Here is a 16557-nt window from a genome sequence, read left to right on the forward strand (position 1 = left end):
ACTTTTATAATACTAGCTTTTACAAATATTACATACGATATTGCATATGATTGAAACGATATTACATATGATTACATATGGCTAAAATTCCTCATTACGCATGATTACGCACGATTACATATGGTTAAAATTCCTCGCCAAGCGCTAACTTGGATTGTATGGTTGCAAATAGTAATGGACGAAATTCGCACTCTTCTAGCCAAAGGCGCACTATAAGAAGCGCGGGCGATGGCACTGGAGCTGGCGCTGGCGCTGGCGCGCGCACAAGGCGACCACACAACCGCTCATACAATCAACAATACAATCGCAGAAGCCACAGAAGAATCCAAAAAAACTTTAGAACAAAACATCCGATTATTTTTTGGGCGCTAATCGTAATTTTTACGCCAATAATCCTTGGAATTTTAACGGTTGCGTGGATGTACGTAACAACAGACATTCCGCAGCCAGACAAAATCGCAATGGCGGATAAAACAAAGGTTTACTACGCGGATGGAAAAACGGAAATCGGCAGCTTTGCAGAGCAAAATCGCGAAATCATAAATTGCTCCGTTCTAAAACCATATGTTGGAAACGCAATAATCGCAAGCGAAAACAGGTCATTCTACAAAGACGGCGGAATTGATCTTAAGGGAATTGGGCGCGCAATAATCCACAACGTAACGTCTAAAGGCAGATGGGGCGGCTCTACGATTACGCAACAATACGCGGAACGCTACTATCTTGGCGAAACAAAAACGTATTTAGGCAAGCTGCACGAGGCCATTCTTGCGCTAAAAATCGCGCAAACACAAGACAAAAACACCGTGCTGTGCAATTACATGAACACGATTTATCTGGGCCGCGGAGCGTACGGAATCCAGGCGGCAGCAAAAGCGTACTTTGGCGTGGAAGCGAAGGATCTTACGCTATCTCAAGCGGCAATGCTGGCTGGAATAATCCCTGCGCCAAGCAGCTGGGATCCTGCAATCATGCCTAAAGAGGCGAATATGCGATTCAAGCGCGTGCTAAGAATCATGCTTAAAGACAAGTACATTACAAGCGAAGAATACAAAAACGCAAAAATGCCGCAAACCATTAATCAAACCAAGCAAAACATGTACGCAGGGCCGCAAGGATACCTTTTGCAAATGGTTCGCAGCGAGCTTACAAGCGGCGGCGCGTTTACAAAAGAAGACCTAGACACAGGCGGATACCGCATTATTACAACAATCGACAAAGCTAAGCAGGATTTAATGTTTAACGTTGCAAGCCCGACTGCTGGCGCGCGCGGAATTACGCCGCAAGGAGTGCAAACGGGCGCAATGAGCGTAAATCCTAAAGATGGGTCGATTATATCTGTGTATGCAGGCGACGACTACCTTTCTAAGCCGCTAAATAACGCCACTCAAGCGCTTTACGAGCCTGGAAGTACAATGAAGCCGTTTGCGCTGATTGGCGCGATTCAGGCTGGAACAAACCTAAACACGCTGTTTAATGGAAATACAGGGCTAAAGTTTAAGGGAATCGACAAGCCAGTAAACAACTTTGCAAACACAAATTGGGGAATAATCAACCTTTATAAAGCAACAGCAAACTCTGTGAACACGCCATTTATGGCTTTGCAAGAAAAGCTTGGGCAAAAAGGCGTGGCAAATACGGCTGTTATGGCTGGTCTAAACGCGCAGCGCGTTAACGGCAAGAATCCGTTTACTGTTCTTGGAAACGACCCCGTGCATATTAGTGAGATTGCGCGCGCGTATTCGACGATTGCAAACCAGGGGCGCAGGCCAGATTTGCACATTGTTTCTAGCGTTAAGAACCCAGACGGCAAAGAGTTTTATAGGGCGCCGACCGTTGGAAAACAGGTGTTTGCGGCGGCAGACATGGCGCTTGCTATTAAGGCCATGCAAGGCGTTGTACAATACGGTACTTCGCCAGAGGTTAGAGGCGTTGGAAAGCCGATTGCTGGAAAGTCGGGAACCGCTAACGATGCTTCGGCGTGTAGTTTTGTTGGATTTACGCCAAGCGTTTTGACCGTGTTTGCTATTTGGAATCCAGATGCGCAAGGAAATCCTTTGCCTGTGCCAACTTTCCGCGGATACCCTGGAGGAATCGGATATTCGGCGCATTTGTTTACGCGATACATGCGCGCGGCTCTGGCTGGAACGGCTGCGGAAAAGTTCCCAGAGGCTAAAGATAACGGCAAAATTGGAGGTGTTGACGGCACTTGGGGGCTTGGCGGAAGCAAGCACGAATTTGCGGACGACGATAGCGGCGAAAATAAAGAAGATAGCAAAGATAAAGATAAAGATAAGGCAGATAGTGCAAGTGGCGCAAGTGGCGCTAATAAGGAAGATAGTTCTAGTAGTGAAGATCGTGCGAATGGCGCAAATGGGTCGAATGGGTCTGGCGAGAATGGGCCGAATAACGGGAACGGCTCGGCTGGCGGCGGCACTACTAGTGGCGGAAGCGCAGGCGATGGGTCTGGCGCGGCATCATCTTCTGGAGAAAGCGGAACTACACAAACGCAAAGTGGCGGCGATTAAGCTGTATTTTCCCGAGAATATACGTAAATTGGGTCAAATTTGGTACAAAGTGCGGAGTTATGTTCCGCTTTTTGTACGTGATTTAGGCCAAATATGGTACAAAATCGGGAAAATCCGTATTAGTTACTGAGCAATGCGATCAATAACGTAGCGCTCAAGCGCTTGCGGCGTAAGGTCTTTGTAGCCGTCTAAGTCTGCAAACTGCGGCCCGCCGCTAACGTCTAAGTTAGAATACGCTCTTTGCGCAAGAGTGGTCGCGCCAGAAGCTGCAGCCGACTTTAGCCCTGCAAACGAATCCTCAATCGCAATGCAATACTTCATGTTTTGCGCGCTAATGCCAAGCAATCTACCTGCAGCTAAATACGGCTCTGGGCTTGGCTTTGTAGGGTATCCGTCGTCTCCACAAACAAAACCAGCGAAGGCACCTTTAGGCGCATGATCCACAATGTTTTCAACAAGTCGCCTTGGCGAATTGCTCACTAAAATCGAAGGGATTTTTGCGTCGGCAAGCTTTTGCAAAAGATCTAGAACGTCTGGCACCCATGGAACTTCCACGCTTTCGCGCTCGGCGACATAGTCCACCATTGCGTTGCCAATCTCTTCAACGCCCATCTTTGTTCCGCGCGCAATCATAGCTTGCGCAACATCTTTTAACGAGCCGCCCGAGTATTGCCACGCAAGCTCTTCGCTCCACTCGCCCCCATGTTCTTTTGCGATTTTAATCTCGGATTCATGCCAATACGGCTCGGAGTCGATTAGCGTGCCGTCCATATCCCAAAAAACTGCTGCCAGCTTGCGATTTTCCGCAGCTGCCATCTCAATTGCCGATTTTTCTGCAGCTAACTCTGTCAATGCATTTTCCTCGGTTGCGCTCGTTGCCATTAATCCCCTTTATATTCTTATACACTTATGCACTTATACACTTAAGTGCTACTTAGATTACGCACTTATCCACTTATGCACTTATTAGCGCATATGATTTTGCGATTATCCACATATCCACCATCTATTTAAGCATTTGACTAGTATTTAGAAAAATCTAAACTAATGTTTATATAGGCACTTGTTAGCGTAGTCGCTATAGACCAAACGCGCGCCACAAAACAATCGACTTATCGTCTTCTAAATCATTGCTTGCATAATCATTGTATTGCGAATAGCCATTCGCGCCTCTTGCATAAGAAGACGGCAACTCGCGCTGAGGCACACGAATATCTCGACGCCAATCCTTTGCACGCTGCGAGCGCTGAACTTCCACAATATTCCCGTCTGCACTCGCTGCAAAAATGTTTCGCTCCGCACTCGCCGCCTCATCCACCAAGCGCCTCACTTGCCTTTTAAGCTGGCGATTTTCTTCTTGAAGCTCCAAAATCCGCATTATTCCAGCAAGATTCACGCCGTTTTCTTGACTCAGCTTTTGCGTTTGCACAAGCCTATCTATGTCTCTAAGCGAGTATCTTCTGGCTCCGCCTTCTGTGCGCTGCGGCATAATCAAGCGCAATCTATCGTATTGCCTAAGCGTTTGCGGATGCGTGTCGGTTAGGTTGGCTACGTGACTCACGGTAAAAATCGGCATGTCGATTTTAAAGCCCACTTCGTCCGCGCCGTCAAGCGTTGCATTTCCGCGCACTAGCGCCACTGCACACATCTCATACAGCGCCCTAATTTGACGATCCAACCTAGCCATTACTTTCCTTTCTACACGCAAACGCTATTCCCACGAGCAATTGCTACGACTACGAGCAATCGCACACGCAAAACGCTAAGCGATTTGTTGCTATGCGCGCAAATCCTTCACTTCTTGCTCGTAATCTTCGCCACACGCCTTTTCAAACTCTTTTGCAGCATGTTTTACCGCCATTCCTGGCTTTTTGGGAACATGTATTTGCGCAATTCCAACAAACGCGCCGTTTTTACCTGGTACGCCTGCTCCCTCTACACGTATTCTGCTGCCGCCCGAAGTTCCAGATGGCACCTTAAACACAATCGGTTCATCATCTACGTTTTTAAGCGTGACTTTTGCTCCATGCACAGCTTCGCTTAAAGTGAGCGGCAAAGTGGCCACTAAATCGCATCCTTCAATCGAGAATTGCTCCGACTTTTCCACTTGCACTTGCAAGTACATGTCTCCAGAAGCGCCGCCAAACTTTCCTGGCTTTCCCTTTGACTTTAGGCGGATTTTTTGCCCATCTTTTACGCCTGCAGGAATATGAGTTTTGAACGATTCTCCGCCCGATCGAAGCGAAACAGTAGCGCCTTTGAACGCCTGCTTAAAGGTTAGTTTTATAGCCGTTGTAATGTCTTCGCCGCGTTCAGGCGTGTTTTGTGGAGCAGATTGGGCAGATTGAGCATACTGGCCATACTGGCCGTAGTCTGCACCGCCAAATCCTGCGGATGATTGCGCTCCAGCGCCGCCCGTAAACATGGAGAATATGTTTCCCATGTCTGGACCCGCGCCGCCCGTGGAAAATCGCACGCGTGAGCCGCCGCCCATTGGCGATCCGCCAAACATTGATGAGAAAATGTCGCTGAATCCGCTTGCGTCGAATCCGCCTGCGCCCGTTCCGCCAGCGAATCTTGCTCCGCCTGCGCCGAATTGGCGAATCGCATCGTAGCGAGCGCGCATCTGCTTATCTTTCAAAACGTCGTACGCTTCCGACACGTCTTTGAATTTTTCTTCTGCTTCTTTAGTTTTGTTTAAGTCTGGGTGATATTTTCTAGCGAGTTTTCTGTACGCTTTTGTAATTGTGGCTTCGTCGGCATCTTTGGAGACTCCGAGAACCTTGTAAAAATCTTTGGCTAGCCATTCATTCTCAGCCATTTAAGCTCCTTTTTCTTTGAGCCACTGGCATTTATCTAAACAACTTATATCTAAATAACCTACTCGCGCTGACTGTTTAGAATCTAAACCGACAACACGAGTAGGCATGGGATTTGCAAGTAGACGTTTGATTGCAGCGAGTGAGCTAAACAATCCAAACAAGCGCTGACATTAGCGATGTTTCACGCATTGTTTCACGATGTTTCATTCTGCGCACACTGCTATGCATTGCTTGGAGACGCCACTACGACTCTCGCCGCGCGTATAACGCGATCGCCAATCCTGTAGCCAGACTCCACAACAACATCAACCGTTTCCTTCGTAGCATTTGCATCTGGCTTGTGTAGAATCGCATCGTGCTTTGTTGGGTCAAAGTCTTCGCCCTTTTCGCCAAACTTTTCTACGCCAAACTTTTCAAACGCCTTGTCTAATTTTGCGGCCACGGCTTTGAACGAATCGTCCATTGCGCCGTGTTCGCGAATCCTATCAATGTCGTCTAAAGCTGGCAATAAAGCCGTAAGCACGTCTGTTATTCCATGCTGCCTGAACCGATCTTGCTCCTTGGCTGCGCGATTGCGGAAGTTAATGAACTCTGCTCGCTCGCGTTGCAACGCTTCCAAATACTCCGCCGCCTCTTTTTTGGCTTTGCCAAGAGGCGTTAAGGAATCTTCTTCGCTGCTTTGAGTATCTGCAGAATTGTTATTTTCTTTAGATTTACGCGCGTTAGATTCATCTGCGGTTGCTTGCGACTTTTCCGCGTCGGCGTCTGCGCTAGCGGCCGCGTCTTGCGTTGCACAATCCGCAGCACAATCCGCCGCCGTATCACTCGCCGCATCACTCGCCGCGTCATTCACCGACGCATCGCTAGCAGCTGCAGCGTGCTTCGCTTCGTGCTTTGCTTCATGAGCTTCCTCATGCGCTGCACCCTGCGCCGCCGCGCCATCTGCAGCGCTATAGGCCGCATTATCGGCCGCGCTAGCAGACGCCGCACGCGAATCACCAGCATCCGAAGGCACGTCTTCCAAACCACTCAAGTAGTCGTTGGCGTTAAACTCGGACATTACTTATTATCCTTATCGTCCTTGTCGTCGTCCACCACTTCGGCGTCAACCACGTCGTCATCTTTAGAGGCACCTGCATTTGCATCAGATGCAGCACCAGCAGCACCAGCCTGAGCACCAGCAGCACCCTGCTGAGCGTAAAGCTGCTGACCAATCTTTTGCGCAGACGTCATAAGCTCGCTTTGTGCGCTCTTAATCTTCTCAAGGTCATCACCCTTCAAAGCTTCCTTCAAAGCATTCACCTTGTCAGTAACTTCCTTAGAGATTTCGTCGGAGAGCTTATCCTTATTGTCGTTCACAAGCTTTTCAGTCTGGTAAGCAAAGGATTCTGCCTGGTTGCGAGTATCCGCTTCTTCCTTGCGCTTCTTATCTTCTGCTTCGTGAGCTTCCGCTTCCTTAACCATGCGGTCAATCTCGTCCTTTGGCAAACCAGAACCGCCCGTAATCGTCATGGACTGTTCCTTGCCTGTGCCCTTATCTTTAGCAGAAACGTGCACAATGCCGTTAGCATCAATGTCGAAAGTCACTTCGATTTGTGGAACGCCACGAGGAGCTGGAGCAATACCCGTCAACTCAAAAGTGCCAAGAGGCTTGTTATCGCGCGCAAACTCACGTTCGCCCTGATAAACCTGAATCAAAACGGATGGCTGATTGTCTTCTGCAGTAGAGAACACTTCGGATCGCTTAGTTGGGATTGCGGTGTTACGCTCAATAAGCTTTGTCATAATTCCGCCCTTGGTTTCAATGCCCAAAGAAAGTGGAGTTACATCAATAAGCAGAACGTCTTTACGGTCTCCCTTAATAACGCCCGACTGCACAGCTGCACCAACAGCCACAACCTCATCTGGATTCACGGACTGGTTCGCTTCCTTACCACCCGTAAGCTCCTTTACAAGTTCCTTGACGGCTGGCATACGAGTAGAACCACCAACAAGCACCACGTGATCAATCTGGCTTACGGAGATGCCAGCGTCGGAAAGCACGTTGTTAAATGGCGTACGGCAGCGACCGAGCAAGTCGGAAGTCATTTCCTCAAAGTGAGCACGAGTCAAAGTCTCATCCAAATGCACTGGAGTGCCGTCAGGAGTCATTGCCAAGTACTGCATAGAAATTGAGGTAGATGTTGAAGAGCTAAGCTCCTTCTTTGCCTGCTCAGCAGCCTCCTTCAAGCGCTGCAAAGCAATCTTATCCTTGCTCAAATCAACGCCGTACTTGTTCTTAACTTCGCCAACAAGCCAGTCAATAATCTTCTGATCCCAGTCATCGCCACCCAAGTGGTTATCGCCATTAGTGGCCTGCACCTGGATTGTGGAGAAGCCGTCGTCATCCTTACCAATCTCAAGAAGCGACACATCGAAAGTACCGCCGCCCAAGTCGAATACCAAAATGCGCTCATCTTCCTTGCCTTTTTCAAGGCCATAAGCCAATGCTGCAGCAGTTGGTTCGTTAATAATACGCAGCACGTTCAAGCCTGCAATCTTACCTGCATCCTTAGTTGCCTGACGCTGAGCATCGTTGAAGTATGCTGGGCATGTAATAACGGCATCGGTTACTGGCTCGCCAAGGTAGGCTTCAGCATCGCGCTTCAACTTCATCAAAACCTGAGCGGAAATCTCCTGAGGAGTCCACTTCTTGCCATCAATCTCAACAGACCAATCCGTACCCATATGGCGCTTTACGGAGCTAATCGTGCGGTCAACGTTAGTAACAGCCTGACGCTTAGCGACTTCGCCAACCAAGATTTCTCCCGACTTGCTGAAAGCCACCACGGACGGTGTTGTACGCGCACCTTCTGCGTTAACAATAACTGTTGGGCTGCCGCCTTCAAGCGTTGCAATGCAGGAGTTCGTTGTTCCTAAATCAATACCTACTGCGCGTCCCATAATATCTCCTAGCTATCTTATCTATGTACCTTTTAATCTATGTACTCAAATTCTTGACAGCCAGCCTTGCGACTAGCCGCTTTTTCTTTTTACAAAACTTGAGTCTAACACACTCAAGTTATTAAAGTCAAGCATTTTTGCGCGCGTTTCGCAAAAACTTAATACTCCCCCACTCAAGTTTTTAACCTATTTACATAAATTACGCCGAGCACGGTAGAGATTCGAGATTTTTCTTGTAGTGCGTTTGTATCAAAAAACACCAAAATTCAGTACAATCACACTACAGTTTTGCGTGTTTATGTAGTGCGTTTGTATGACGACACGCCGTAAATCAGGTACAATCGCACTACATAGGTTGCATGGATTACGCCAAATTGGGTAGAGATTCGAGATTTTTCGCCGCTAGCGAGGCGAGCCTCAGCGTCGCTAGATGGTGACTCGCCGAGAGAGCAAGAAAAATCGAGAATCTCGGTGATGAAAGATACGCAAAAGTTCTAGGCATTCAGAAGGTTTGATGTATTTCTCTACGAGCAATAAATAGCGCCAACCTGAAGCCTTAGAATATTAACGTTCATAAGATATCCGTAAAGGTGTTTCGCTCGCGCGGATTAGCCGCGCTCACGTCTTCGCCGCCGTAGAAGCACACTGTGCTTCTACGCTAAGCGGCTCAGCGCGCCAAATTGCCTTCGCGCGCTACGCTCTTTAGCGCTCAGGCAGGTTGGCGCGCCTGCGAGGAGAGAAATACTCAAACCTCGCGCAATACCAAATAAGAGATATCGCTCGCGCGTTACAGCGCGCTCACGTCTTCGCCGCGCAGAAGCAGTGCTTCTGCTTTAAGCGGCTCAGCGCTCCGAATTGCCTTTTCGCGCTACGCTTTAAGCGAAAAGGCAGGTCGGAGCGCAAGCCATTTTGTGCGTTCACACTATAAAACAAAATGTGAACGCTTTTTTAAGGAACGCTACTAGAGCGCAAACTTTTATCTACTTGAGTGCTTACGGCGCTTAGCAGACACTCCAAGTCCCGCCAGCCCAACAAACACAGCAGCAAACGCGCTTAACGTTGCTGAATCAACGCCAGTTTGCACTCCCATGTTTCCGCGCAAGTTGCTACCCTTGTTTGCCTTTGCAGCATTAAGAGCCGCACGAGCTGCACGAAGTCGCATAGTCGCAGCTTCAACCTGCTCGCGAGTGGCATTAGGATCAGCAAGCACGCGGCGAGCGTTTTCTAGAGCATCATTAAACTCCTTAATCACGCTTGCGTCTACAAGTGCACCCTTCGTGCCCTTAGCGCCATTCGCCGCGCCAGCAGCGCCCGCGCCATTGGCAACATCCGCAAGAGCACCATTCACTTCGGCTTGCAACATAGACTTATCAACCGCGTTCGCGTTATTTGCATTATCCGCGCCATTGTTGCCATTGTTGTTGCCGTCGGAATCGTCATCACTACCCGAACCAAGCGAGTTGTATAAGTCGATCATCTTCTGCTTTATGCGTTGTAACTTTCTAAGCGCTTCGTCAACCTGGGCCTGCGTAGCGTTTGGATTATTAAGCACAGCATTCGCATCGTTCAGCGCCTTGTTGTACTCAGCTATATCCTTGCTATCTGCAATCAAGAACGGAATCGACTTGCGGAATTCAGGGTCATTGTCCTTCTCTTGGTAGAGCTTGTCCTTATCCGTCTTGTAGCCATCCGTAAGCTTAGACTTAGCATCCTGGAGCTTCTTCAAAGCATCATCAACCTGCTTCTGCGTAGCATTCTTATCGCCAAGAACCTTATTCGCATCCTCAAGCGCCTTCTTATAGGCCTCAAGATCCTTCTTAGATGCGTCATCACCCTTAGCTTGAGCGTTTACGTACTCAGGCGTCTTGGTGAAGTCGCCATCTTTATCCGCTTCAGACTTCAGCTTAGAAGGATCAGTCTTGTAGCCGTCAGTAATATTCTTCTTGGCGGCTTTCAAGGCGTCTAGAGCCTTATCAAGCTCCTGTTGGGTTGGAGCCTTTTCGCCTGCTGGGAGATCAGTCTTTGGCTTGCCAGTAGTACGGTCAAACTTATCAAGGAGATTCTTGGCATCGCCAAGAGCTTTCTTGTAGGCCGCCATATCTGCATTGTCTTTGCCGTCTTCACCCTTCTTAGCATCGGCATTCTTGAACTCAGGCGTATTCTCAAACGTGGTATCACGCTGGTCGTCGTCGCCGTCCTTAGACTTGTCGACTTCTTTTTGAAGCTCAACAGGATTGGTCTTGTAGTTGGCAAGAATCTTGTCTTTGATTTTCTTAAGAGCCTCTTTAGCCTCGTCAACTTCCTTCTGAGTTGGCAGCTGGTCCTTTGGAACGTCAACTTCCTGGCCATCCTTCGTGACCTTACCATCGTTCTTGTCGATGAGTTCCTTAGCCTTAGCCAAAGCTTGCTTATAGGCAGTTAGATCCTCAGGTTCTTTGCCATCCTTAGTCTTGCCTTGAAGGTTTTTATACTCGGTTGTGTTCTCGAAAGTAGGATTCTTAGCTGTACCCTGCTCATCCTTATCGTCAACTTCCTTCTGCAAGTCATCAACTTTGGTCTTGAAGTTGTCGTCGATGTCCTTCTTTGCCTGCTTCAAAGCATCAAGAGCATCATCGACCTGCTTCTGAGTTGGACGATCTTCTGGCTTCGCGTTTGGATCTGGGTGATTCACCTTGTTGAGGAGTTCCTGCGCAGCCTTAAGCTTTTCGTTGTAAGCTTCCAGCTTCTTGGTTGCGGAGTCATTACCAGTTTTATCTTCTTCCGTCTTTGCCTTTTCAAGTGCGTTCTTGTACGCCACCGACGCCTCGAATGGAGGTGTTACAGGCTTGCCATCTTGATCCTTATCGCCTACTTCACGTTCAAGCTTAATTGCATCAGTCTTGTACTTCTTAGCAATATTGTCTTGAGCGTCTTTCAGCTGTTTAAGCAGAGCGTTTACATCTTTTTGAGTTGCTTTTTTCTTCCAATCTTCATCATTAAGCTTTTCGGTAACTTTCTTGAGAATATTGTCAAAGCCTGTGTCTTTTCCATCTTCACCTAAGGCTTGTGTGGCACCTTGGTCACCAGCAGTCTTCTTAGCAACAGCATTTAGATACTCAGGCGTCTTCTTGAAGTCACCATCTGCAAAGTCTTTAGCAGAAGTCAACGGCTCAAGATTCGTCTTGTAGTTATCAGTAATTTGCTTCTTAGCTGCTTTAAGAGCGTCAAGCGCCTCGTTAATCTGCTGCTGCGTTGGATGTGAGCTGTTCTTAGCATCCGGATCTGTAGGATTAGCAGCCTTTACAAGGTCGCGCGCTTTCTTTAGAGCTGCGTTGTAAGCAGTAACATCTGTGTTTTCCACACCGTTACTTGTCTTAGCTTTAGCATTCTTGAACTCCGGCGTATTCTCGAAGTCGTTTTCAGTAACAGCAGGAGCACCCTCCGCAGTAGACTTATTAATTTCTGTCTCAAGATCAGTAGTAACAGTCTTATACTTCTCAACCTCAGTACGTGCTTTATCAAGAGCATCAAGCGCATTGTTGATGTCTGTTTGAGTTGGCTTTGCGTCTTGCGGCGTATCTTTATCATCATGCTTCTTCAAAAGCTCTTGAGCTTTTGTCAAAGCTTCATCGTAAGCCTTCTTAGCCGCTTTGGCATCATCATTTTTCTTAGTATCAGGCTTGCCATCAGCAGTTAAGAAGTGAGGATCAGACGCATTGCGATACGCGTCAGAAGTTTGCGTGCCTTCTGTAGCTGCAGGGCCATCTGTAGAGCCGTGCTTGTCAACACTCTCCTTGAGCTTGGCGGTATCGGTGTTGTACTTGTCAAGCTCTTTGCGAGCATCGTCAAGCTTCTTCAACGCATCATTGACTTCCTTCTGCGTTGCATCAGGTTTCTTGAGCAATTCCTTTGCGGCATTAAGAGCATCACCATAGGCATCTACAGCTGCCTTAGCAGCAGTATTCTTAGCAGTATCATCAGTTCCGTCAGCTTGCTTGAAAGCAGGTTGATTTGCATTCTTGAATGCAGGCGTCTGCTTGGTATTGTCATGCTCGTTAACAGACTTAAGAAGCTCGTCGGTCTTGGTGGCGAACTTATCCAACGCCTTCGCCGCGTCGTTCATTTCCTGAAGGATACTGTCAACATCCCTGTTCAGTGGCTCACCGTTCTTGTGCGCCTGAATGTCTTTCAGGTAGTCCTTACTATTAAGGTCGCCATCTTTCTTCGGGATATTGCTATCAGGAATATCCTGGCCATTTGCTCGATCCTTCGGAAGCGTGTTAGTAAGCGCCTTGTGCAGCTTTTCTGCTGCATCATCATAAGCCTTCTTAGCTTTCTTAGCAGCTTCTACCTCTGCTTGTTCTTCTTGGGTTGGGTTTTGCTTTTCGGCAAGTTCTTTCAAATTCGCGTAGGCTGGGCTGTGTTGTATTGCAAAGTCATTAAGCGCAGCAGCCGAAAGTCTGCTGGTGTCGGTTGCGTAGGTGTCAATAATCTTGCGAGCAGCGATTAGCTGCTCTTTAACCGCATCAACCTTTTTCTGATCTACGGTGCTCCCAGGCTTATTTAATTCATCCATCAAGTCTTTTGCAGCGTGATAAGCGTCGTTATAGGCTTTGAAGTCTTTCTTAGCCTGCTCGTCGCCTGCTTGCGCTTTATCAAACGCGTTGAAGTAGGCTGGCATCAAATAACCGCTGAAGTTGTCCGCAATAGCTTTACCAAGATCGGTTTTATCGGTAGAGTATTTGTCGGCATGAAGTGCTGCTTCAGCGTCTTCAAGCGCTTTCTTAGCGTCCTCAACGTCTTTCTTGGTAGCGTTTTTGTCTGCGAGGACGTCTTTAGCTTTCTTTAGCGCGTTGTCATAATTTGTGACAGCTTGCTGAGCAGCAGGATCGTTAGTCTTAGCCTTAGCGTTCTTGTAGAACACACTTTGCTTGGTAGCATCGTTTGGATCAGGATTATCGAAGCTCTTTTGCACCGCAGCGGCAAGAGGAGCCTTGTCGGTTGCGTTGGCATCAAGCGCTGCCTTAGCTTTCTTAAGATCATCAATAGCCTTGTTTACTTCTTTTTGAGAAGCGTTTGGATCCTTGGAGACCTTATCTGCTTCTGCTACAGCGTCGTCGTAGGCTTTGCGCTCTGTCTCGTTAGAGTTCTGGTAAGTTGGGTCGGCGGTCTTAAGCTTCTCGTCGCCTTGCTTAGACGCATCGCCCGTGTTCACCTTACCATGCTGAGCGATGGCATTATTCAACTCATCCTTGTTGGTGGTAAAGTCGTTAAGCTTTTCGCGCGCAGCATCAAGCTTAGCCTTAGCGTCGTCAACAGCCTTCTGCGTGGCGTTCTTGTCTTCCTTTACCTTATTAGCTTCCTCAAGAGCCTTGTCGTAATCTTCCTTGGCTTTCTTGGCAGCCTCATTCTTCTTAGCATCAGGCTTTCCATCGTCGGTCTGGAATGCTTGATCAGTAACGTTCTTATACCTGTCAGTAGTTACAGTGCCAGGTTTTTCAGCAGTAGCGCCTTCGGCAGCCTTACCATTAGCATCAATCGAGGCGTTCAGCTTATCCTTGTTGGTGTCAGCACCATCAAGCTCGGCGCGTGCCTTGTTAAGGTTAATCGTAGCGTTATCGATTTGCGCCTTCTGCTCTTCGGTAAGGTCTTTTTCTTGCTTGTCCTTAACAGTTGCAAGCAAGTCTGTTGCAGTCTTTAATGCCTTTTCATACGCATCTTTCTTATCAGCAGACGCGTTGTAGTACTTAGCCTCGGTTGGAGTCTTCTTATCGTCAGCAAGCTTGTGCTCGTCAATCGACTTAGAAAGGTCATCCTTCTTATGATTCGTCTGCGGCACAAAGATAACGTTAATTGCTTTTGCTGTATTGCCTGGATTGCGGCCTTGCTCCAGATAAACATGCTTATAGTATGTCATTGCATACGGCTCAACAAACAGGCGCGCCTTGAAAATCTTGCCCTTTTTAGCAGCCACCGTTACAGAGCCAGCCTCTGTATCCCATGAATACGAACCAGCATCTGATAAATTATCACCGAGGTCTACGTCAGAATTAGAAACTTTCTGATTCCCAGACCAATAAGCGCCACCCATATTGCCAAGCGTAAGCTCGCCCGTTGGCTCTTCATTTTGCAACGCATAGTTCATGTGCGACTTGCGCGAATGATTACTTGTACCTTCATAGGCAAGCGTCTCGCCGCCTGTAAGGTCGCGCAAACCAGACTTTGGATCCTTTGGTTTAGCTTTCAGCAAACCAAGAATCTTTGTTGTATCAAATTCTTCTGCTTTAGTTGGATCGTAACGGTAGATAATAGTGGTCTTCTGATCATTACTCCAAGAAATACCTTCGTCGGTATCGCGACCATCAATCTTAGTCTTAGTCCAAGTAACGTCGTAATCCTTGCGGATGTCTGGAAGCTTGGTGAGCTTGCTCTCTTTTACATTAGATGTAAACTCAGCAACTGACTTGTCAGTCTTGATCTTAACGGTAATCTTGTTTTCCGCCTGACCATTAGAGATACCCTTATTAGCATCACCAGATGCAGTAAGATCGCCAGTAAGGTACGAAAGCGAAATCTGATCTGTGCTGGTAAGACCAAGCTCTTTATTGCCTTTATTAGCTTCAAAAATAGCTGTTTTAATTCGGTCAAGTTCGGCATTGGAGTAGCCAAGTGGATTAGCAACAAAGACTGCCTTATCGCCAGTTGGAACAGTAACATCCTTTTCTTCAAGCTTCTTCAACACAAGATCGCGCAAAGGAATCTTAGGAGCGTCCGCAGCATCCACTCCGTCGAAGTTGATTACAGCTTCGCCCTTATCGTTGAAGGTAACCTTGTCTTGCGGCACATGATTTAGCTGAGCAAGCTTCTTTGCGATTTCTTCCTTAACTTCAGTCGAAACATTAGTCGGGTCCTCAACAATCGGCTTTTCGATACGCGTGTCATAGCGCGCAACGGTAAGGGCGAGCGCCTCGGACTTGTAGCCGAGGTCAGAGACCAGGTAGGTCTTGAGGTTATTCACGCCCGTCACATATGTTGTTGGCTCGCCCGTCTTTGAAGTTACCTTGTTAATAACGGTAGCTAACTGATTAGCATCATAAGCATTCTGGTCTGTAATAATTACCTTGTTTTCAGCAGTATCTGGCGTCTGAACAAATGCGCCATTCTCTCCAGTGCGTCCACCCACGCCTCTAGATGTACTTGCAGCTGTAATTTGATCGCGAATTGATTTTTTACCAGTTGCTTCTGTAGGAGCATCTAAGGCAGCCTTTAGCTTATCTTGAATTTGTTGTGCGGTAAGTTCTTCGTTATACTTCAGCACAATTGAGCCAGCTGTTTTAGGTGGAATAAGTGTTGCTGCACGAACAATGTTTGTTTTGTACAGCACTACTGTTTTACCGTCTTTATCTGTACCGTACACATAAATGCAACGGTTTGCAGAGTAGCTTTCTCCACTCTTAAGATTGCCATCTCTATAAAGCTTGGTCATGGTAAGCGTAGCTGTACCATCAGTGTCTACTTTAAATTCGTATGTACCTGAATATGGCTGATGCTCGTTTACAGCAGCAGCATCGGAATAATATTCAAGGAACTTTCTACTTTTAGTATTATCAACAGTATTACCATCAGATGGGAAAATTGCTACTTTGGTAATGGTGCTACCGTCAGAAGGTTTTGCAAATTTAAAGGTAACGGATTGGTTTTGCCCCTTTTCAATGTACACATTGTCGGAAGAGCCCCATGCGTACATGTTTGGGAGCGTGTCTTTTTTATCTTGTGAAAGTTCGATTGTGCTGTTAACTTTTGGAGCTGGCGCAGGGTCAGCTTCACGCACCTGGCCATAATTTGGGCCAGCTGAAGCTTCTGCAGGAGTGTTACTTGCTGCATAAGTGCTAGCTTTCGAAGTAGTGTTATCAGGTGCTGGAGTGCTATCTGTAGTCTTCTTATTAGCCTCATCAGCCTGCTGCTCTTCATCAGACTTCTGCTTTTCATCAGACTTCTTAGCAGTTAAATCCTGCGCATTTGCAGACGTAGAAGTATCAACAGGCGTAGAAGTAGTATCCGCCGCCATTGCAGGAGTTGCGCCAAAAGCAATCGCCGCGCCAGCAATCACGCCAGCAGCTCCAGCAGAAAGAGCGGCCACCTTACGCATGTCAACAGCCTTTGTAACACCATTGTTGGTTGCAGAATCAAATGCATTCTTTGCAATCTTGTTTGCGTGCTTACCAGATTTTGTAGTCATTTTCCTCTTCTTTCTATTAGAACAAATAGTCAAAAAGTTTTGAACG

The 16557-nt window shown here is 47.5% G+C and carries 7 protein-coding genes; 1 reads left to right on the top strand and 6 read right to left on the bottom strand.

All coding sequences use genetic code 11. The annotated features are described in order from the left end of the window. Positions 1–158: 158 nt before the first annotated feature. The gene (locus tag NYP65_RS03740; RefSeq protein WP_421781974.1) at positions 159–2528 is read left to right on the top strand and encodes a transglycosylase domain-containing protein; all 2370 of its coding nucleotides are present in this window, start codon (positions 159–161) and stop codon (positions 2526–2528) included. 123 nt (positions 2529–2651) lie between these two features. On the opposite strand, the gene NYP65_RS03745 is transcribed toward NYP65_RS03740, so the two are convergent. The 6 genes from NYP65_RS03745 to NYP65_RS03770 all read right to left on the bottom strand — a co-directional run bounded on the left by NYP65_RS03745 (position 2652) and on the right by NYP65_RS03770 (position 16511). Next, complete coding sequence (locus NYP65_RS03745) at positions 2652–3344, bottom strand: HAD family hydrolase (protein WP_421782259.1); 693 nt, start codon at positions 3342–3344, stop codon at positions 2652–2654. 262 nt (positions 3345–3606) lie between these two features. Beyond that, the gene (locus NYP65_RS03750; protein ID WP_101889821.1) at positions 3607–4215 is read right to left on the bottom strand and encodes a heat shock protein transcriptional repressor HspR; all 609 of its coding nucleotides are present in this window, start codon (positions 4213–4215) and stop codon (positions 3607–3609) included. Between the two features lie 90 nt (positions 4216–4305). Continuing rightward, on the bottom strand, positions 4306–5349 hold the full coding sequence (locus NYP65_RS03755; RefSeq protein ID WP_473410633.1) for a DnaJ C-terminal domain-containing protein: 1044 nt from the start codon (positions 5347–5349) through the stop codon (positions 4306–4308). Between the two features lie 221 nt (positions 5350–5570). Next, positions 5571–6410 (bottom strand): nucleotide exchange factor GrpE, encoded by an 840-nt coding sequence (gene grpE / locus NYP65_RS03760; protein ID WP_473410634.1) that lies wholly within the window; start codon positions 6408–6410, stop codon positions 5571–5573. Beyond that, on the bottom strand, positions 6410–8293 hold the full coding sequence (gene dnaK / locus NYP65_RS03765) for a molecular chaperone DnaK (protein WP_473410635.1): 1884 nt from the start codon (positions 8291–8293) through the stop codon (positions 6410–6412). Before dnaK ends, grpE begins: the two co-directional genes overlap by 1 nt. A 976-nt stretch (positions 8294–9269) precedes the next feature. Continuing rightward, positions 9270–16511, bottom strand: a complete 7242-nt coding sequence (locus tag NYP65_RS03770; protein ID WP_473410636.1) for a peptidase — start codon at positions 16509–16511, stop codon at positions 9270–9272. Positions 16512–16557 lie beyond the last annotated feature (46 nt).

It is taken from the genome of Gardnerella sp. c12Ub_1, from assembly GCF_055804375.1.

What these genes read in the sequence shown, in the direction of transcription:
- NYP65_RS03740 (WP_421781974.1), top strand. Translation starts at nt 159, where the DNA reads ATGGTTGCAAATAGTAATGGACGAAATTCGCACTCTTCTAGCCAAAGG.
- NYP65_RS03745 (WP_421782259.1), bottom strand. Translation starts at nt 3,344, where the DNA reads ATGGCAGCTGCGGAAAATCGCAAGCTGGCAGCAGTTTTTTGGGATATG.
- NYP65_RS03750 (WP_101889821.1), bottom strand. Translation starts at nt 4,215, where the DNA reads ATGGCTAGGTTGGATCGTCAAATTAGGGCGCTGTATGAGATGTGTGCA.
- NYP65_RS03755 (WP_473410633.1), bottom strand. Translation starts at nt 5,349, where the DNA reads ATGGCTGAGAATGAATGGCTAGCCAAAGATTTTTACAAGGTTCTCGGA.
- grpE (WP_473410634.1), bottom strand. Translation starts at nt 6,410, where the DNA reads ATGTCCGAGTTTAACGCCAACGACTACTTGAGTGGTTTGGAAGACGTG.
- dnaK (WP_473410635.1), bottom strand. Translation starts at nt 8,293, where the DNA reads ATGGGACGCGCAGTAGGTATTGATTTAGGAACAACGAACTCCTGCATT.
- NYP65_RS03770 (WP_473410636.1), bottom strand. Translation starts at nt 16,511, where the DNA reads ATGACTACAAAATCTGGTAAGCACGCAAACAAGATTGCAAAGAATGCA.